Raw genomic sequence first — 18,790 nt, forward strand, 5'->3', positions numbered from 1 at the left:
ACACTTCGTGACCCCTGAACAGCCCCTGCGTGACACCCGCCTGCGCCGGGCAGCCACCAGTCGGCTCATGTACCTCGCCCAGCAAAACAGCCTCACCACCGACCACATCAAAACCGTCGCCGAGACTTTCGGAGTCCACCCGCGCAGCGTGCGCCGATGGATGGACAACGCCGCCCAGCACAACGACCGCTACACCCCACAACGCCCCGTCTCCTTCACCCTCACCCAGGTGATGCGCGACGCCGTCGCCCTCTTCTGCGGCAACATCGCCGCCGCCTACCGGGACCTGTGCAAAAGAGGCCACCTGGGAGACGACCCCGTCTCCTACGCCACCTTCCACCGCGCCGTCACCACCGCCTACACCCCCGGCTTCCTCGCCGGCCTGCGCGGCGGCGAGAAGGAACGCCGCAAATTCGACGTCCACTTCACCCGCGACATCGGACACCGCAACCAGGCCTGGGAAGCCGACCACGTCGAAGCAAGCGTCTGGGTCAACGTCAACGGACACCGCCGCAAACCCTGGATCACCTGGTTCATCGACTGCGCCAGCGACGCCATCTGCGGCCTGTCCATCTCCGCACAGACCCCCAGCCGGGAGAACATCCTCCTCGCCATCCGGGCCGCCGTCCTGCGAGGAGGCGACCACGGCCCCTTCGGAGGCAGCCCCGGCCTCGTCCGGGTCGACAGAGGCAAAGACTTCCTGAGCGACACCGTCGAAACAGCCTTCGGCATCCTCGGCGTCCGCGTCGTCGACCTTCCCCCCAGACACCCAGAGCTCAAGGGAACCGTCGAAGCCCTCAACCGCGCCGTCAAAAAGATGCACTTCCCCGGCCTACCCGGCTTCGTCCACGCCCCCCGAACCAGCCGCCGCACCAAAAAAGACCTCGATGAATGCCTCCTGACCTACGAGGCATTCATCCGCAGCCTCCTCGAATGGGTCCACGAGTGGAACCACGAGCACCGCATCCGCACCCGCGACAACCGCACCCCCTACGAGCTGTGGCACGACGACCTCACCCCCATCTACGACCCCGACCCCGGAGACCTCCTCTTCACCCTCGAAGTCCATCCCACCCACCTGACGATCAACTCAGACGGCGTCCACTGGGGCAAACGCCTCTACCTCGCCCCCTACATGCAAGGCCTCCGCGGCACCAAGGTCGTGCTGCGCTACATGCCCCGCCAGGAACGCACCGTCGAACTCTTCGACGCCAAAGACGGCACCTACCTGGGCCCGGCCGTCCTGCAGAACGCAGCCAACCCCCAGGAACGGAGTGCAGTACGGAACGCGGCCGACCGCGAAGCCGGCCGCCTGCGCACCGCCCTGGACAAGGCGAAGCGCCAGCGTGAGGAACGCTTCGAAGGCGACACCGTCCCCATCACCCCCCGCCCGGTCAGCGACATGACCCAGGAACAGGCAGCCGCAATCCTCGACGGTCATCGCCAGGACGAACACGCCAGCGAAGCACGCCCCGACCTCATCCCGCTGCCCGACCCCACCAACACCTGGAACAACACCCAAAGCCCCGCCGAAAGCCGCAGCGGCTCCACTGACCCCCTGCTCCCGCCGCTGCCCGACCCCACCGCCTCCTGGAACCCCGCCCCGCTGCCTACCCCGCCCGAGGAGCCCACCGATGAACCACACGATTGACACGACCGCCCCAGCCAACGACCACTACCTCGGTCTCGCCGGAGCCCGCCTCCTGCCCACCACCGCCTCGCGTCTGACCCAACGCCACCTGGCCACCGTCATCAAGGCCCGCGCCCTGTTCTGCGTCCACGGTGATGTCGGACTCGGCAAGACCTTCGCCGTCAACACCAGCCTGCGCGACCTCGCCCCCGACAACACCCTCTGGCTCGAATGCCGCAAAGGAGCCCCGCTCGGCACCCTGCGAGCCGCCCTCTATCGCGCGCTGGCGTTGCCCGGGGACCCTCCCGCCAAAGGCGACGCATTCGACCAACTCCTCGTGCAGGCCTTCGCCGAGCAGCACCGCGTCCTGGTCTGCGACGAAGCCCAGGGCCTGACCAGGAGCTCCCTGGAGTACCTGCAGACTCTCTGGGAGAACAGGCGCACCCAGCTGACCGTCATCCTCGCCGGCGGCGACAACTGCCTCCAGCGCATCCGCAGCTGCTCCGGCCTCTTCTCCCGCATCCCGATCTACCAGCAGTACCAACCACTCACCCCCGACGAAGTCCTGGCCCTGATGCCGACCTACCACGCCCTGTGGCAGAACGTCGCCCCCGACGACCTGATGTGGATCAACGACGCCGCCTGCCACGGCAACTTCCGCAACTGGGCCAAGGTCACCTTCCACATCCAGGACATCCTCGAACAGCACCCCGAGACCGCCTGGTTCAGCCGCGACACAGTCCGCATGGTCCTCAGCTTCCTCGACAGCAGCATCCGCAGCTGACCGGGCATTGTTCCTGCCCGGGGGCCTGTTCGAGGGCGACTGGACCGAGGAGGACGCCGCGCCCGCAGCCTAGGCATGACCGGTGCAGACTCACCCCTCAGCCGGTCCCGGTCTCCGCTGTGCGATCGACACCGGCAGCCCGTGCTGCCCGCGAGTTCGCGGGCAGCAGACGTGACCGGTTCGGAAGAGACCCAGCTGTCCCAGGCCAGCTCATCCGCGTGGAGAACCGTGGCCCAAGAGGTGCCGGGACTAACGAAGTAGCCGTCCGTGCGAGGCGGCCTCTCTGCAGCCGCGATGCACCGACGAAGACCGTGCCGTAGGTCCCGCATCTCCCGGACACGGCCGCATCGGCCTGCGCGATTGCTCGGCCGGCGGTGGCTCAAGGCCAACGCACAGGTCCTCCAGCCTCGCAGATCCCTCTTGCACCGTCGGTTCAGCGCTGGAGGAGGAATTCGGCGCCCGGCGAGCAGGCAGGGCAGGCGGTGAAGACGGGCGTCCCCACGGCAGCAGCCCGGACAGGGCCGAGATGACATAGCTCAGCCCCAACAGCGTCTCAGCAACATCTGCCCGCTCGGTTCGATTCAGCGCCGCAACAGCGACACCAGCGCACAGCACAACGATGACCACCACGGCGACAGCACCGAGAGCAGCCAACCAGATCGGTACTCCGGACGCGGCGGCGCCGACAGGAACGGACAGAGTGGTCAATGAATGGCCTCCAAAGGACGACGAAGGCCCCCGGCGATTTCCGGGGGCCTGTGACAGCGCATAAGAGAAAAGGCCCCCGCTCCTCGAATCCGAGGAAAGGAGAGCCCGACAAGCAGTTCGGGCGCTCTGGGCGCCCGATGGAGCAGTACTGTAGCACCTTCTCGATGAGGGTCAACTAGCCTGCTCAGCAAGCCTGTTGGCCTGCTCAGAGCGAAACGGGGGGAGCGCTCTGTGCTGCCGCAGCGTCGACGGCCGTGTCCCGCCAGACTGCTCCGCCGCGCGACTATCTGACTTCCCGCCACGGACGGGTGAGTTGCGGTCGGGAGCCCGGGCGGGTCGCCGAGTAAACGGCTACGAAGATCACGACAAGTTCTTGATCTTCGAAGGGACGTCTTATGCGTTTCCCCCGCACTGCCGTCGCCGCCCTTGCCGTGCTCATCACCCAGGCCGGCACCGCACACGCCGCTCCAGCGGCACCCGACCGCGCCGCGAGCCCCGGTGACACGATCACCATGCCGGTCCGCGACGCCCTCCAGGCGCTACCGGTCCAGGACGAGAGCCGTGCCGGGTATGAACGTTCCAAGTTTCGGCACTGGATCGACGCCGACCGGGACGGCTGTAACACGCGTATGGAAGTCCTCCTGGAGGAGGCGGTCGAGGCTCCGGAGCAGGGACCGAACTGCGTGCTCACCGGTGGATCCTGGTACAGCCCGTACGACGACGCCTACTTCGACAACGCCAGGAAACTCGACGTCGACCACCTCGTCCCGCTCGCCGAAGCGTGGGACAGCGGAGCCTCCGCCTGGACGGCGAAGGAACGCGAGGCTTACGCCAATGACCTCGACGACGCCCGTGCACTGATCGCCGTCTCCGCCGCGTCCAACCGCTCCAAGTCGGACCAGGACCCGAGCACCTGGCTGCCTCCCTTCGCGGGCTACCGCTGCCAGTACGTCACCGACTGGGTCGCCGACAAGACCCGCTACCAGCTGTCCGTTGACCCCGGGGAGGAAGCCGCTCTCTCCAGGACCCTCAGCATTTGCCCTAACGAGCCGATCGAGGTCACGCTCGCGCGATGACAGGAGTGCGATAGCGGCACTCTGCCCGCCCTCGTGAGCGCGGGCCGTGCCAGCCGTTCTGCCGACGGTTCACGCCCCCTCTTCATGGCCCTCCCTCTGAGCATCCCTGCGTTCCGTACCTGCTTCACTTCCAGCCGTCACTGCCCCCTCAATGGTCAGCTTTGGACAGTGGCGGCAGCCACCAGAAGAGCTCGTCGGACTCCCGGTTGTGCCGCCACGCGGTCAGGACGTGCGATGCCGCAAGGCGGTCGAGGAGTTCCGCGGTCTGCTGGGGCGCGTGCCCGCACAGGCGGGCGAGGACATCGAGGTCCGTACTGCCAGCATCGCCCGCGGTGTGGGAAGCCAGAGCCAGTGCGGCCAACTGCACAGCTGGCGGCCACCCGACCGGTACGACAACCGGAGCGGGGCGCAGAGCCCACTGCGCGGCACAGGCCCGCGTTCGGCTGCCCGGCTGTTGGTATAGCAGTGCGGCATCCAGTAGCTGGGCCTCCACATGTGGATATCTGCCTGTCCTGCGGCGCAGCCAGCCGGTGTGCTCGAGCTCTTCCCACAGCTCAGTGCGGCCGTGCAACCGCATGCCGCGCAGCAGGCCTGCGGGTAGCCGGACGCAGCCGCGGGTGTCGGCGCGCAGGGCGCACTGCAGCGCGAGCAGGCGGGCGGCGGGGGAGGTGAACTGGGGGAGTACTGCTGACAGATAGGTGAGCATCTCCCGTACGCGGGTTCGCTCGGCCGGGCCGCCCAGCGGTTTGGGGCGGCGGCCGGGGCATTCGGACCGCCGGGGCGCGAGCAGGGTGGCCGGGACGACGGCGGTGTGGCTAGTGGCGGCCGCACAGGCCGCACACGTGTCGGACAGACGCCAGGCGCGGCCGCTGCGGTCGCGGGTCAGGGCGAGCAGTACCGGCCCGGCGCAGCCGCGATGGCGCAGATGCCAGGAGCAGCCCTGCGCCCGGCACTGGCAGCTGCGCAGATGCGCCGGCAGCGCGTCGGCGCGCGCATGACGGGCCAGATGCGCCAGGGCGGCAGACCGTGCGGAGGCGGCCTGCAGGGGAGGGGAGTGCACGGTGCAGTGCGGACAGACGAGCCTCGGGCCGCCTGCCCGTGAACACAGTTCCACTGTCCAGATACGCCGCACCGCGGGATGCGCGCCGGCAAGCCTCATCGGCCCGTCGTCCTCCTGTCTGTCCACGCCTCCATGCTGGGAACTCCAGACGGAGGCACCCAGGACGCACGCACCGTAGTGCAGATCCCTGCACTGCGAACGTCACTCCCGTACCGGCAGATAGTGCAGAAGTCTGCACTGACAGGGCAGGGTCCTGCACCGTCGGATGGTGGAGTGACGATCTTGCCGCCCGACCCCGACTTCACCGCGCTGCGCATCGAATTCGCGCGCCTGCGGGGCGAGCGCGGCTGGACCTTCGATGAACTCGCCGACCGCAGCGGCCTAGCCCGCCGCACCCTCATCGACCTCGAACACGGCCGCACCACCGGCAGCCTCACCACCTGGCACACCCTCGCCCACACCTTCGACGTGCCAATCGAGCAACTGCTGAACACCCTCTGCGACGACCACACCCCTCCCGGCGCCCCGAACTCCTGACCGCACTGCAACACCCACTCGCGCCCGGGTCGTGAATCACCCGAACCGGCGAGCACGCATCGAACGCTTCAGCGCCAACTGGATCGGATGTTCGGTGCCGTTCGGCTGTACAGGCGACCCCGGCCCGGCCTTCTCCTCAATCGCGGGGTGTCGCCTGGCACGGTCCCGCCATGCACCCCAACACCGCCTCCGCCAGCTGCCACTGGGACGGCAGCCCACGCACCACACACCCCCGGCGCCCACTGCGGGTGACCGCCACCAGCCCCAGCCGCCTGCTGCGCACCGGCCAGAGCAGCCGCTGCCGCCAGTGCGGCCACCTCATCGACCGGTACCAGTGCGCCGACCAGCAACCCATCGCCCTGCACCCCGCGGAACTGGACGCCTCCCAGATCCCCGCCCCTTGCCGCTGGCACCTGAGCGGCGGCATCGCCTATCCCCACGGCGACGGCAGCCCCTGGTGCCGCATCCCGCACCATGCGCTCTGCCCAGGACGCACCCCCACCGCGCAGACCGGCCCGTACATCGAATCCCTGCGCCGCCAACTCGCCGTCCGCACCCGCCGCCTGATCGACACGGGCCAGTTCACCCCCACCCCTCCCGCCGCCTGCGACCCACCCGCAGGCAGCGACCGCCCCACCCGGCCCGTCGTACAGCTACTGCTGGGCCGCTACCTCGCCGAGGCGCCCCTCCGAGCCATCCGGTGCGTGGCCCAGACCTGCCAGCGCCAACGCTGCCCCCACCGCGTGCTCGATCCCACCAGCCCCCGAGGCGTATGGGCACTACTGCCCGCCAGCCCGCAGCGCGGCCAACTCGCCCTGCCGGCAACGCTCATGGCCGTCTACGACCTCAGCCGGCTGCCCTATGCCGAGCAGCTGCGCTGGCGCACCCAGCGCTGCCCCGCCCATGCCGCAACCCCCAGCGCCGCAGATCTCGCGCCGGCAGGATGGCAGGTCTTTGACCCCATCCTGCACGCGGCCCACCTCCACACCCGCCTGCCCCACACCTCGCCCGCCCACCGCGAGCGGGCATGACCATGCCGCACCACGCCCTGGACATCACCCTGACCAGAGCCCTCACACCGGCCGAACTCCACCGGGCCGCCCGCACGATGCCGCTCGCAGCCAACCACGACACCACCCGCCTCCTGGCCCTCGTTCACGCCAAAACCCCGGCCAAAGCCCTCAACCGGCTGCGCCACCAGATCGGCGGACGGCTCCCCATCGACGTGATCACCACGCACTACCCCGACCAGCGTGGACAGATCTTGCTCAACGTCACCTTCTCGCCCGCCGTATACGCCGCTCTCGAAACTGCCGCAGAGCACACGAGAAGACCACCGCACCTATTCGTGCAAGAAGCAGTTCACCGAGCCCTGGCCCGGCACGCCACCGAGGAAGCCGACCGCCTCGACCGCGCACTCCAGCACCTGCTCACCAGCACTACCCCTCCCTATCTCCTGGCAGCCGTCGGGCGCGCGCTCACCCACACCACCGGAGCAGCCCCGTGCTGAAGCCCACCGACGAACAGCAAGCCGCCGCCGACGCCTTCCACGCCGGCCAGCATCTCGCCCTGCAGGCCGGGGCAGGCACCGGCAAGACCACCACACTCGCCGAACTCGCCCGCGCCACCCGCCGCCGCGGCCGCTACCTCGCCTACAACCGTGCCATCGCCCAGGGCGCCCGCACTCGCTTCCCGCCCACCGTCAGCTGCAAAACCGCCCATGCCCTGGCCTACGCCGCCATCGGCCACCGCTACACCCTGCGCCTCAACTCCCCGCGCCGCCCCGCCTGGCAGACCGGCCACGCCCTCGGCATTACCAAATCCATCCGCATCGGCGAACGCGACCTGTCACAGAAGACCCTCTCCAACGCCACCCTGCGCGCCGTGGCCCGCTTCTGCTATACCGCCGATGCGGATGTCGCCCGCCACCACGTCCCGCGCCTGCGCGGCCTCGAAGACACGAAACTGCACACCGAACTCGCGGACTACATCGTGCCGTTCGCCCGCAAAGCCTGGACCGACCTGCAAAACCCCGACGACGGCGCAGCTCGCTTCGAACACGACCACTACCTGAAAATCTGGGCCCTCACCCAGCCCAGGATCGACACCGACTACCTGTTCCTGGACGAAGCCCAGGACACCAACCCCGTCGTCGAACAGATCTTCCTCGCTCAACGCGACCACGCCCAGCTCGTCATGGTCGGCGACTCCGCCCAGGCCATCTACGACTGGCGCGGCGCCAAAGACGTCATGACCGGCTTCGACGGTACCCAGCTCGCCCTGTCCCAGTCCTTCCGCTTCGGCCCTCAGCTCGCAGAAGAAGCCAACCGGTGGCTGGCCATCGCCGACGCCCCGATCCGTCTCACCGGCACCGAGACCGTGCCCACCGACCTGGGACCCGTCGCCCTGCCCGACGCGGTTCTGTGCCGCACCAACGTCGGCGCCATGGCACAGGCGATGAACCTCCTCGCCGCCGGCCAACGAGTCGGGGTGGTCGGGGGAGGCGACAGCCTGCGCGCCCTGGCGCTGGCCGCCCGCGACCTCAAGAACGGCCGTCGCACCACCCACCCCGAGCTCGTACTCTTTGCCACCTGGGGAGAGCTGCAGGACTACGCCTCCCACGACCCAGCGGGACGCGACCTGCAGCCGCTGGTCGACCTCGTCGACACCCACGGTGCCGAAGCCATCCTCGACGCGGTCGCCCAGTTCGTCCCCGAACAGTCGGCCGAAGTGATCGTCTCGACCGCCCATAAGGCCAAAGGGCGCGAATGGGCCCGTGTGAGGATCGCGGACGACTTCACCCCGCCGAAGGACAGCGACCAACGGGACGACAACGGGCATGCTGTTCCCGGACCGATCGAGGACGGCGAGGCCCGCCTCGCCTATGTAGCCGTCACACGCACCCGCCAGCGTCTGGACATGGGCGGCCTCTCCTGGATCGACGGCCACCCAGAGGGCAGACCCGTCAGGTGAGCCCTGCCAGCCGACAGCGCCCTTCTGAGCATGAACCTAGGCGTCGCCCCCGACGGTTAGGGGGCGCCGCCCGCCTTTCTACCGATACCAGTACTTCACGCCACGGTGGTGGGAGCAGGTGCCACGGAAGTGGGCGCTGTAGGAGTAGGTGCCGTCCTTGCACTTCGCCATTGCCCCGCGCGGGTGAGGCGAGTTCGCCTTGCAGACGCCTGTCGTGTGCCGGGCGCACGACGCGGCCGCAGCATCGGTGGCCGTGACCACCGGCGCCAGCAGTGCGCCGGCCATGACGACGGTAGCCACAGCGCCCCGGAATTTGGTGAGCATGAAGTCTCCATTCAGCGACTCGGAGACGCGATCATGCACCGCCGGGCGGCTCCCTCGGGGGTCTGTCCGTCCCTGATCGCAAGGTCGTGACACTCGTGGCCTGACCGTCACCAGGCGTTCGATCCAGGTGAACATTCCCTCGATATAGCGGTCCAGGAGGCCTGTCGACGCCGAGGCACTCGCCTGCGCTGTGTGAGCCGCTGAGCCAGCACGTAGACCTAGCCTGCCCGCCAGGATTCCAGGCGGGCGAGTAGCTTCGTGCTCCGTGGGTGGGCCAACAGATGCTCTCCACGGAAGTGCGTCCAACTGTGACTGGAAACGTCCATATTGGTATGCAGTCTGTGTGGTGGCTGTGTTTGGATGACGTGAAAGCGGCGGGGGTGAACGCAAGTTGACCGCTGCGAGCCCTGCTGCTGCGACCAACACAGGGGGCATAAATTGAAATTGAGAAAACTGCTGTCCACGACTGCCGTCACGTTAGGGCTGCTGGGCAGCTGTCTGAGCAGTGCTCAGGCGGCGGACGACTCCGGAGCAACTCCGGACACCTCCCTGACCACGGGCGTAGTCGCCACCGACCCAGTCACCGATGACCCGTCACCGGCACCGGACGAGACCGACAGCGACCCGGAGACCGCACCCTCGGCAGAGGACATCGCTCTGGGCATCGAAGGCACAGTCCGCAACCCCGCGGCAGCGTCGGCAACTTCCGAGGACGGACAGTCCATCGGGCTGGAGACCGATCCGCAGGCCGCGTGCGATGACCAGGTGAAGTCTGCCGCACAGACTTCCGACGCTCAGTACGCGGCCTGTGCGTCGCCTCTGGAACCGGTGGGCGAGATCAGTTCCGAGGAGCGTGCTGCCCTGTCGCGAGGCGACACCCCTGCCGACACCTCAGCCACCGAATCGGCTGTCCTGGCCGCCGTTCCAGACGCCGGACAGGCCGACCAGGAAGCCTCCCTCCAGGAGACGACGGACGACACCACGCCGACCTCTGCGCCAGAAGACAGTTCTGACGCCTCCGCGGCGGCGGCCAGGTCGCCTTGGAAAGAGCCGAAGTGGTGCCGCGACGAGGGCGTGGACATGACCTGGTACATCGAACGCCTCCGCGGCTGCGGCATCTGGCGCGCCGAGGTCAGCGCCATCGATGTACGCACCGGCAGCCGGATCGGCGGCATCAGGTACCTCGTCATCGGGTACTCCTTCTCCGCCCGGGACTCCAAGACCTGGGCCTACCAGACCCAGATGCTGGAGGTGTCCCGGTGGGGACGGGCGGTGACCGGCACCAAGGTGTACGGCAGCGCCTCCTGCACAGGCAAGTGCAAAGTCACCCACAAAGACTTCCCTGCACAGGCGATCAATTCGCGCGCTGAGCCTTACGGGCAGTTCTTCATGAACACCACCATCAACACGGCTGCCACCAAGCAGAGGGGGACCGGCAGGAGCATCGCGTCCTGGCGGTTCAGCAACCCGGAATGGGTCGCGCCGTCAGACGCCACGAAGCTGTCCACCGTCGATGTCCGCTGCGACAACGCCATGCCCGGTGCCCCTCGTCAGGTCGGCTGCGTGAACACCCAGGCCGTTCCGGTGATCAGCTACAGCCTGACAGGGCCGTGGCCGGAGCTCGCCAGGCACATCAAGGACGCCCAGGCCACCGGCCTGCCGGGCAAATACGGTACGACGAACTACCTGACGCGGCTCACCAACGGCTCGAAGATCACCGAGAACCGCAGGAAAGCCTGCCCCAGCAGCCTGCCACGCCCCTCGGGTAAATCGTGCGACGAGTACCCCTTCGCCAGCACCTGGCAGGGGGCCCGGTACAGCGGTGGCCCGTTCAGCCGCCGGATGATCAACGCCACGCAGAACACAGATGCGGGCAGGGCGCTCAACGGCTTCTACACCTACAGCCGCGTCCTCGACGGAGACCGGTTCCTGGTATGGATCAGGTAGACCCCAGGCGGACGAGACCGGAAGACAACACCCGTGAACGATGAGCCAGCCCGAGCAACAGCCCTGGTACGCGCCGAGTACCACCTCTTCCAGATCGCGGACCTCCAAGGCCCCGTGGCCGACGACCTCGACGCAACCCACAACGGGCTCGTATCCGCTGTCGGCGGCGTCATCGAGGTGGCGACCGGGATCCACACCGGCAACGTCCGTGTCACAGTCGAAACGCACTCCCAGCGACCCGACCCCGCTCCGGGCTGGGAAGAGATCGCTGAGATGCCATGCCATTCCCCTTCCGGGGAAGTGCTGGTCAAGCCCATGATGGACGACCCCGCCGATCTGCCCTCCCTGGCATCCCAGGGCCCGGGCCCCTACCGGCTACGCGTCCACGCGCTCGGCAGGGACACAGCTGTCGACCAGACCGCGGACGACGTCGTGGAGTCCTACCTGATCCAAAGCTGGCCTGCCGCCCACCAGGATGCCCTCCTGGTGCATGCGACCGACGCTTACGGAGCCGAGGTACGAGCCCGGCCGGCCAGCGACACCATCGTCATCGACCACGAGGACTCGCTCGACATCCAGACCGGCCGGGAACGCGACATCCTGCGCCGGGCCGGAAACGGCGACTACTCCTAACCCGCGCCCGCGGGCCCTCGGTTGGGGCGGCCTCGCACGGCTGCCCCAACCGAAACCGACCAGGCCCGGCAGCAAGCAAAATGGCAGCCATCTGACGCTCCCACAACGATTGCCAGCGTTCGCGCATCCCCTGCCTGTGCTACGCCGCATTCCCCGCAGCACTGGGTGTTGTATGTACGAGCTACCAATCAGCCACGGGTCGCAGGGCCAGCGCCTCAGAGGTCGGCGTACAGGCGTCGGGGCTTGCGGCGGAGGCGTCCGCGTAGGCCCCGGATCGACGGGACGGACGGCATCCAGCAGGGGCAGGAGCTGGGTGACGTCATGACGGTTGCCGCCGCTCAGTGGCGGCTTTCCGTGGGCAGGCAGTCGCCTGAGGTGAAGATTTGGGGCCATGCGCTGTTTCCTTGATAGGCGGCGATGACCCAGTGGGTGTAGTTCCATTGTTTGTTCGTGTTGTATTCGGCCAGCAGTCTGGGGCAGGCGGTCTTGCTGACGACATCCTGGAAGTGGGATTGCTGGGCGCGGCTGCCAAGGGCACCCGAGCTGTCGTGGGCCCACACGTACATCATCTTTTCGACTGGGTCGAAGCCGAGAGTAATGGCATCGTCGCGGTCGAAAGGCTCCAGACCGTATCCCTGGCTGAGGCGGGTGTTCCAGGCAGTTGTGATCGCTTTCAGTGTGCCGGAGGCGACGCGTATCTCGTCCTTGTTGCTGCTGGGGATCTCGGCGGTGGTCATGCCTTCGTCCGAGCCCTGGCGCTGGCCTGCTTCGTCCGTGTAGCAGCCGTCGGTGGCTTTACCGAAGCCGAGGATATTTGCCTCGTCCTGGCTGTCGTAGTCTTTCCAGTAGACGGAGAACCGGCCGTAGGGCCAGCTCGTCGGTGCGTCCTTGAGCCGCTGGGCCAGAGCGGTGCAGACGGCCATTTCCCCCGCTCGGCGGAAGACTTCTTTAGGGACCACACCCGCCGGCACCCCCTACGAGGATGCTCACCCGGCGATCCTGGCGTGGACGCAGAGCAAAGACCGTGGCACGAACGAGCTGTCGCTCAGCGACCTCCAAGCCATGATGGCCAGCTGACCGCTGCCGCGTCGACGCCCACAAGATGTCCGAGGGCGTCGGCGCATTCGGATCCTCCGTCAGCCCGGCGGCGGAGTCGGCGCGCAAGCCGCCGGTACTCCTGGCGACTGCGTAGGTCACAGGCTGGACCGCTTCGCATGCAGGGCTGTGCAGCACCGGCGTCGGACAGCGAGCGGGCGTACGTGGACAAGGGGGCTACATGTCCGGCATTGACAGGGCCAGGCTGCCGGGCAGCGCGGTCAGGTGCGTCCGCTTCCGGTTCGGCGGGTTGTCCGGCGGTACAGGCCCGTAACGAGTGGGCAGGACGGGCCTGGGCGCGGTCGGTGGGTTGTCTGTGTCCGTCGTGTGGCGGTTGTCTGGCGTATCGGGCTGGCGACCGGGAACTGGCGAGGCTCCGGGTGGGGCCGGCTGGAGGCAGGGGAGGGCGACTCCGAGCAGGAGACGCACCTCTTCGAAGAAGCACGTGTCCTCGATTGGGGAGGCGCTGTCGGTGGAGGAGGGGTGGCGGCCGGCGGATGCGGTGAGAAGCCGTCGGGCATCACCGTGCCCGTGCCGGGCGGCTTCGGCGACGAGGAACCAAGCGTTGTCTTTCCAGTTCTTACCCGAGCGGAGGGCGACCAGAGCGAGCCGGAACAGCGCGCCGGGATGGCCGGCGGCGGCCGCCGACCCCAGCAAGCCGGCGGCCGTGGACAGCTCATCGCGGCACAGAGCCTTGGAGCCGAGCCGGTACAGGGAGTTCGCCTCCTGGCGGGCCTCGACGTCCAGCTCGTACAGGTCGCTCAAGGGGCCGAAGTCGCCGTCAGGACGATCCCATGCATCGGGTGGTCCGCCGAGCTTGTCCATGAGTGTCAGCAGATCGGCCGGTACCGCCGGCATCGGGCGGACGCAGCCGCCCTCAGCGAAGCGGCGCACAATCATCACCTGTCCTTCTTCGCACGTCGTGTCTTGCAGTGCCCATCTCGGATGAATTTGCCCAGCTCGCTGCGCAACTCGCTGACAGCTGCATACCGGTCCCGGTGGATCCGGGCCGGGGCTATGCCCAAGGCCGCGGAGATCTGCGCGTCGTCGAGACCCTGGCTCTGCAACTGCACGACCGTGCGGCGTCTGCTGAGTGGCATGGCCTCGATCGCGGGCCGGACCAGCTCCTTCAGCGGATCGACGTCCTCTTTGTGCGGGGCGGGCGCCGCCGCAAGCGCGGTGTCCATCGTCAGGTCGGTCCGCTTCTGGGCACGCAGCGCGTCGATGGCCAGATTCCATGAGGTCGTACGCAGGTAGGCCCCAATTTTCACGTCGGGTCCCAGCTGTGCGGCTGCAGCCTTCCTTGCCACCCTCATAAACGCCTCCTGGGCGACGTCCTCGCAGGCCTGCTCCGAGAGTTCGCCCTTACACATACTGCGCAAGAACTGCGGTTCCTGCGTCATGAACGTGTCGTAGTAGTCCAGCAGCCTCTTGCCCAGGTCTACCGTCGCCCCTGCGGAGGGCACCCCATCCGCAGGGACGGCGGACTCTGCTGCAGCTCCCTTCGCTACCACCGGCGGAATTCCTTCACGGGCAGCGAAAGCGGGTCCACACCGTGGGTGCCGCCTCCGACAAGGACGGTCAGCGTGACCCACGTGCGGGCATGGGCTGCGGCCCTGACCTGTACGCGGACCACACGAGTGTTGGACAAGGAGGCCTTGTCGTGATGAGGACTGCGGCGGTCGTGCTCCGTCGTCCTGGTAGCGCGTTGCCGCCGGCCCCAGGACACCACCTGCCCCATGACGGCCGCTGCCTGTGCGGTAGCCGTTACAGCCGAGACAAGTCCGGCCCAGTCCAAGGACGACGTCATGTGAGTTGGTCTCCGTCGGGTTTCAGTGGCGCCTGGCGGCGCCTTCACCTACTCGACGGTCGGCCCCTCCCCGTTCTCCCCCGAAGAACAGAAACCTCCGAAACTGTCCGCAGGGAAAACGGATCTGACCGCCCCTGTACGACGACGCGCTGAGACCTGTACCTGAGCCCGTGTCTGAAAGGGCGTCCGCGGCACCGACAGCCGTACGGTTACTGTCCCTGCTGCCGCGACCGGTGGTCAGGACGAGCGGACGGCCGACTTCACACGGGAGATGCTCGACTTCGGCTGACCGACGACAGCGGGTCCGGACAGGATCAGCCTCGGACCCGCTGCCCGGTACCGGCGGTCACCGATTGAAGAGGGTGCGCGGTGTGGCGCAGGGACAGTCGGCGCCTGGGCACCGGGGGCGGGTCCAGAGCGGGGAGCAGCGCCTCACGGAATGCTGTCAGCTCCTGCGCCACGCGGTCCTCGTCGCTGAAATGCTGGACGACTGTGGAGAACACCGCCTCGGCTGCGTCAGCCAGAGCCCGTTCCGGGCGGCTGAGCAACGGTGCAACGGCGGCAGTCAGACGAGTCAGGGGCGCGGCCAGACCGGCTGCCGAAGCCGCGCTTGCCTGGTCCCACTGGCGGATTACCTCGGCTGCCTCGCCGTAACCGGCGAGCCACCTGGAAGCGTCAGGCGCCGACCGGGCCCAGCCGGCACCCGCCCGAATCGCAGCGTGCAAGCCGACGGTCAGCCGTGCCCTCCAGCCGCCCACCAGGTGGTCGTGGACGCCGCCTGTCACTTTCAGCGCGAGCACTGCCGCGATCAGTTCATCGGCCTGAGCCTGCAGCTGCGCCCGATCATCTGCCTGTTGCTTACGGGCTTCCCTGCGCCGTGTCAGCCGTTCCGTAGCCCACAGGGTCAAGAGCCCGACGACCAAAGCGCCTGCGGCACCAAGAGCAGCATTGAGGAGATCATCGTTCATGGCTCTCCAGACATCACAGCGCTCCGCGCAGTTCCCTGCTCCCGCTGTCCTTCAGTGCCTCAGCAGACGCTGCAGGGCAAGCTGCTCCGACGGACCGCTGCCCAGGCTTGCTTGGAGCCGCGTCGAGGCTGATGCTCGCATCTCCTCCGGCGAGACTCTTCAGTGCCTGTTCGGCACCGGAATCGCCAGCGCCCGCGCGCGCGTACCCAGGTGCAGCTGGATGCCCTCCTCGGCACGACGGCGCGCCTGCTCGCTGATCTCTCGAGTGATGAGGCCGAGAAGATCACCCAGCTCCTCGGTGCCCAGGGCCCGCCTCCCGACCAGCCGTGGAGCCAGCCGAGCCTTGACGAGGCCTAGAGCTCGCGCCGGGCGGCGGCTGCTCCCGCGGGGCGGGCCGCGTTGGTTCACGGGGGCCTGCGGCACCGGGGTGCGGAGACGGTGCCGGCGCACCTTGTGGTGCTGCGGCGGCGAGGCCTGTCAGGACCAAGGAGGGCTTGGCTGCTGGCCAGCGGCGTGCCGGCCAGTAGACCACTCGGTCGCCGCACCGCAGATTCGAACGGATGTTGCCACGATCGGTCACATTTGGTGGCCACGAAGCGTGCGCAGCAAGTGACATCGGTCACAGATGGTTCGCGCGGTGAACCGTCCCGGCGGTCGTTGTTCACAAATCAGGGCCGGCGGCCTGCTTGTGGAGGTCCCGTGAGGGGCGGGTGGCGTTTAAGGCCCCCCGCCGGAGCGGGGGGCCTTCAGGAGCACTCAGGCCTTGAGATGTCTCCTCCATGCGGCGCAGTTGGCGCTGGCCGCAGCCCTATGGTGGCGTGCCGCGGAAGGGATGGGGACCCGTTGAGCGGGGTCGTGCGGCACGGCTGAACAACCTCAACAACCGAATCATATTGCTGACCTGCGTGGACATCCCTGGCGGGGGTTGTTCGCGAAGTGTTGTCTTTGCACCCGATCGCGCTAACAACAGGCACCAAAGCGGACGAACCGCATGAATGTGCGATGCTGTCCGACATCCTGTCGCTCTATCAGATCGGCATTCTTCACGCTGCGTTAAGCCCAGCGTGTCGCTTCCGTGAGTTGTTCCAGCGGCCTTCGGCCAACGCCACTGCCGCATGCGGCAGGTACCCGCTGTCCGGCGCATACGGCAGACTTGTCCCGCACGCACTGAAGCTCCAGTGACCCACGGGTCACCAGCGGGAGTCGGGGAGTTGGCGCTCCTCCTCCCGGTCCCGAGCCACGTCCGTCTCTAACTGAATACGCAACGAGCACTCAGGCCGCTCACCCGCCCGCTCCGGAACTTCCGGAGCGGGCGGATGCACAGGTCGCCCCGAGCCGGCGACCCGCGCACGGATACCTACAGGGACTCAGACGAGCCCCCACAGCCGGGAGTAGAGATGCCTTCGCAAGACCGTACGAAAAGACGATGGCTGGTCGCTGCAGCCTTCACAGCCAACGGCGCAGGAGCCGCAGTCGGCCTCGCCGTCCACGCGGCTGTCGCCGATCCCGTGACAAGCGTGTTGCTGGGCACGATCGTCTCCGGCGCAGTGGGCGACGTACTGCTCCAGCTCCTGGACGCCCGCAACAACCGCCGCCAGCCGGCCCGTCCGGGCGAGCTTTCTCACGGGCACACCCCTCGGGCCGACGAAGGCCGCGCCCGGCTCGATCCGCTCCAAGTACGAAGCCCCCACACCGTGCGGACCGCCCCACCGGGCGCGGCCACCCCTCTGCCCCAGCCGTCTCCTGCCCACCGCCGCCGGCCCGCCGCACACAGCTATGCGCGCTGCTGCCAAGGACCCGACACCCCCATCCCCTCACAGCGCGCGGCACGCAGGGGCAACGCACCGATTCACCCGCGCCATCGCCAGCTCCAACGCGGCGCACAGCGCTTCGTCCGCCGCACCCGGGGCGCCCAGGCACAGCAGCGGGGAGGCAGCCATGTCGCGCCCTGAGAAGGACATCCCGGCAACGGCGCCCCTGGAAGTAGCGGACCTCGCCCGTAACCTGAGGGCACTACGCCGCTCCAGCGGCCTCACCTTCAAACAACTCTCCACCAAGTCCCACTACTCCGCAGCCGCCCTGTCCACCGCGGCGTCCGGCAAGGTCGTACCCAAGTGGGAAGTCGTGGAGTCTTTCGTACGCGGCTGCGGCGAGACTGGTGACCTCACCATCTGGCTCCGGCTCCACCACAACGCACAAGCCCGCGCCGCGACCGAGGAAGCGGCAAGCAAAACGAAGCTCCACGCAGCCGAGACCGCCAGCACGGACACAGCAGCCATCGAGGAACGCCCCGAACCCCACCAGCCGCGCCTTCCCACCGCGCTGCGCAAGGCCGTTGTCGACCCGCAGACCACCATGCCCACGCAGCCCGACGGACTACTGCCGCTGATCCAGCAGTTCATGGATGCCCACCTGCAACTGGACGCCCGCCTTCCCGACGAGATCCGCCGGGTGAGCAACCTGACCGTCGACCACGTACACACCGCACTGGCTCTGTGCACCACCCCCACCGACGTCCTGACCGTGATGCGCCAACTCGTGGCAGATAAAGGTCTGACCATAGGAGATCTCGAACGGCGCAGCACGCCCATCTACCGCATATCCGGCGCGACCTTCGCCAGCGTCCTCAACGGACGCGAACTGCCCACGACCGAGTGGCTGAACATCTTCCTGCAAGCCTGCGGCATCGAGCAGGAACGGACGCTGATCTGGCACTACACGGTGACGCGCATCAAGATCTCAGACATCCGCCACCGCACCACCCCTCCACCCCTGATCGCCACCGTAGGCGAACCCGACTATGCCGCCGTATACCGCTACCAGATGCGGATGATGCTCGCCATTACAGCGTGCATCCTCGTCACCACAGCGTTCGTAGTCATCCAGATCCGCTAGCACTACAGCGGCGGCTGCCCTGACTGCTGGCCAGGACGGCTACCGTGTCCGCACCGTTCGCAAGAACGGTGCGGACACGGTGCTCGGGGTGCAAGCGGGCCGCATCGCCGCTGTGCTGCCTACGATCTCGATGCCGTGGCCCATCAGCTCCAGGAAGCAGTGATCCTTGTCGATGACATCCTGGTGCCCGAGGTTTGGTGTCGCCTGATGCGGCTGCTAGCGGTGGCCGGGACGGCACGTGGACCGAGGTCCAAGGGCGACCGCGGATGAGTAGTGAGGTGGCGTCGCGCCTTGGGCCTTTTCGAGGACCAGCGTGGACCGCTCGATAGGGTGATCTTGCCGAGGGCCGC

At 67.9% G+C, this 18,790-nt stretch carries 16 protein-coding genes and 1 pseudogene; 10 read left to right on the forward strand and 7 right to left on the reverse strand.

The window, feature by feature from the left end; all coding sequences use genetic code 11:
• Positions 1–7 precede the first annotated feature (7 nt).
• The 3 genes from ACZ4AA_RS34580 (at position 8) to ACZ4AA_RS34590 (ending at position 4,198) form a co-directional block, all read left to right on the forward strand.
• Positions 8–1,651 carry a transposase gene (locus ACZ4AA_RS34580; protein WP_467611451.1) on the forward strand — a complete coding sequence of 548 codons (1,644 nt, stop codon included), beginning with the start codon at positions 8–10 and terminating at the stop codon, positions 1,649–1,651.
• On the forward strand, positions 1,635–2,414 hold the full coding sequence (locus ACZ4AA_RS34585; RefSeq protein WP_356056594.1) for an ATP-binding protein: 780 nt from the start codon (positions 1,635–1,637) through the stop codon (positions 2,412–2,414). Before ACZ4AA_RS34580 ends, ACZ4AA_RS34585 begins: the two co-directional genes overlap by 17 nt.
• 1,103 nt (positions 2,415–3,517) lie before the next feature.
• Positions 3,518–4,198: an HNH endonuclease family protein gene (locus tag ACZ4AA_RS34590; RefSeq protein ID WP_356056523.1), complete on the forward strand. Its 681-nt coding sequence runs from the start codon at positions 3,518–3,520 to the stop codon at positions 4,196–4,198.
• 148 nt (positions 4,199–4,346) lie between these two features.
• Here ACZ4AA_RS34590 and ACZ4AA_RS34595 read toward each other — a convergent pair whose 3' ends face one another.
• Positions 4,347–5,258: a hypothetical protein gene (locus tag ACZ4AA_RS34595; RefSeq protein ID WP_467611453.1), complete on the reverse strand. Its 912-nt coding sequence runs from the start codon at positions 5,256–5,258 to the stop codon at positions 4,347–4,349.
• A gap of 273 nt (positions 5,259–5,531) precedes the next feature.
• Between ACZ4AA_RS34595 and ACZ4AA_RS34600 the strand changes: the two genes are divergently transcribed.
• From ACZ4AA_RS34600 to ACZ4AA_RS34615, 4 genes are all read left to right on the forward strand, one after another.
• The gene (locus tag ACZ4AA_RS34600; RefSeq protein WP_467611455.1) at positions 5,532–5,795 is read left to right on the forward strand and encodes a helix-turn-helix transcriptional regulator; all 264 of its coding nucleotides are present in this window, start codon (positions 5,532–5,534) and stop codon (positions 5,793–5,795) included.
• 170 nt (positions 5,796–5,965) lie between these two features.
• Complete coding sequence (locus ACZ4AA_RS34605; protein WP_467611457.1) at positions 5,966–6,826, forward strand: DUF6083 domain-containing protein; 861 nt, start codon at positions 5,966–5,968, stop codon at positions 6,824–6,826.
• Complete coding sequence (locus tag ACZ4AA_RS34610) at positions 6,823–7,305, forward strand: hypothetical protein (protein WP_467611459.1); 483 nt, start codon at positions 6,823–6,825, stop codon at positions 7,303–7,305. Before ACZ4AA_RS34605 ends, ACZ4AA_RS34610 begins: the two co-directional genes overlap by 4 nt.
• A complete protein-coding gene (locus ACZ4AA_RS34615) occupies positions 7,302–8,768 on the forward strand; it encodes a UvrD-helicase domain-containing protein (protein WP_467611493.1) in 1,467 nt (488 codons plus the stop codon). Before ACZ4AA_RS34610 ends, ACZ4AA_RS34615 begins: the two co-directional genes overlap by 4 nt.
• A 78-nt stretch (positions 8,769–8,846) precedes the next feature.
• Here the strand turns inward: ACZ4AA_RS34615 and ACZ4AA_RS34620 are convergent, their stop codons facing one another.
• A complete protein-coding gene (locus ACZ4AA_RS34620) occupies positions 8,847–9,092 on the reverse strand; it encodes a DUF3761 domain-containing protein (protein ID WP_467611461.1) in 246 nt (81 codons plus the stop codon).
• Between the two features lie 444 nt (positions 9,093–9,536).
• Between ACZ4AA_RS34620 and ACZ4AA_RS34625 the strand changes: the two genes are divergently transcribed.
• Positions 9,537–11,039 carry a NucA/NucB deoxyribonuclease domain-containing protein gene (locus tag ACZ4AA_RS34625; RefSeq protein ID WP_467611463.1) on the forward strand — a complete coding sequence of 501 codons (1,503 nt, stop codon included), beginning with the start codon at positions 9,537–9,539 and terminating at the stop codon, positions 11,037–11,039.
• Positions 11,040–11,072: 33 nt separating this feature from the next.
• The gene (locus ACZ4AA_RS34630; protein ID WP_467611465.1) at positions 11,073–11,672 is read left to right on the forward strand and encodes a hypothetical protein; all 600 of its coding nucleotides are present in this window, start codon (positions 11,073–11,075) and stop codon (positions 11,670–11,672) included.
• A 221-nt stretch (positions 11,673–11,893) separates the two neighbouring features.
• Here ACZ4AA_RS34630 and ACZ4AA_RS34635 read toward each other — a convergent pair.
• The 5 genes and pseudogenes from ACZ4AA_RS34635 to ACZ4AA_RS34655 all read right to left on the reverse strand — a co-directional run.
• Positions 11,894–12,029, reverse strand: a pseudogene (locus tag ACZ4AA_RS34635) (IS5/IS1182 family transposase); the annotation flags it as partial.
• Positions 12,011–12,643 carry a hypothetical protein gene (locus tag ACZ4AA_RS34640; RefSeq protein WP_467611467.1) on the reverse strand — a complete coding sequence of 211 codons (633 nt, stop codon included), beginning with the start codon at positions 12,641–12,643 and terminating at the stop codon, positions 12,011–12,013. The gene ACZ4AA_RS34640 and the pseudogene ACZ4AA_RS34635, both read right to left, overlap by 19 nt.
• A 301-nt stretch (positions 12,644–12,944) precedes the next feature.
• Positions 12,945–13,670, reverse strand: a complete 726-nt coding sequence (locus tag ACZ4AA_RS34645; protein WP_467611469.1) for a hypothetical protein — start codon at positions 13,668–13,670, stop codon at positions 12,945–12,947.
• Entirely contained in the window at positions 13,667–14,281 is a 615-nt protein-coding gene (locus ACZ4AA_RS34650) for an RNA polymerase sigma factor (RefSeq protein ID WP_467611471.1), read from the reverse strand. The genes ACZ4AA_RS34645 and ACZ4AA_RS34650 overlap by 4 nt, the downstream gene beginning before the upstream one ends.
• Before the next feature lie 610 nt (positions 14,282–14,891).
• A complete protein-coding gene (locus ACZ4AA_RS34655) occupies positions 14,892–15,545 on the reverse strand; it encodes a hypothetical protein (RefSeq protein ID WP_467611473.1) in 654 nt (217 codons plus the stop codon).
• A gap of 1,938 nt (positions 15,546–17,483) precedes the next feature.
• On the opposite strand from ACZ4AA_RS34655, the gene ACZ4AA_RS34660 reads away from it, so the two are divergent.
• On the forward strand, positions 17,484–18,440 hold the full coding sequence (locus tag ACZ4AA_RS34660) for a helix-turn-helix domain-containing protein (RefSeq protein WP_467611475.1): 957 nt from the start codon (positions 17,484–17,486) through the stop codon (positions 18,438–18,440).
• Positions 18,441–18,790 lie beyond the last annotated feature (350 nt).

The organism is Streptomyces sp. NPDC024698 (assembly GCF_055559015.1).

Bases quoted from the DNA above. Each gene is read 5' to 3' on its own strand.
- ACZ4AA_RS34585 (WP_356056594.1), top strand. From the start codon at position 1,635: ATGAACCACACGATTGACACGACCGCCCCAGCCAACGACCACTACCTC.
- ACZ4AA_RS34590 (WP_356056523.1), top strand. From the start codon at position 3,518: ATGCGTTTCCCCCGCACTGCCGTCGCCGCCCTTGCCGTGCTCATCACC.
- ACZ4AA_RS34655 (WP_467611473.1), bottom strand. From the start codon at position 15,545: ATGAACGATGATCTCCTCAATGCTGCTCTTGGTGCCGCAGGCGCTTTG.
- ACZ4AA_RS34660 (WP_467611475.1), top strand. From the start codon at position 17,484: ATGTCGCGCCCTGAGAAGGACATCCCGGCAACGGCGCCCCTGGAAGTA.
- ACZ4AA_RS34620 (WP_467611461.1), bottom strand. From the start codon at position 9,092: ATGCTCACCAAATTCCGGGGCGCTGTGGCTACCGTCGTCATGGCCGGC.
- ACZ4AA_RS34610 (WP_467611459.1), top strand. From the start codon at position 6,823: ATGACCATGCCGCACCACGCCCTGGACATCACCCTGACCAGAGCCCTC.
- ACZ4AA_RS34605 (WP_467611457.1), top strand. From the start codon at position 5,966: ATGCACCCCAACACCGCCTCCGCCAGCTGCCACTGGGACGGCAGCCCA.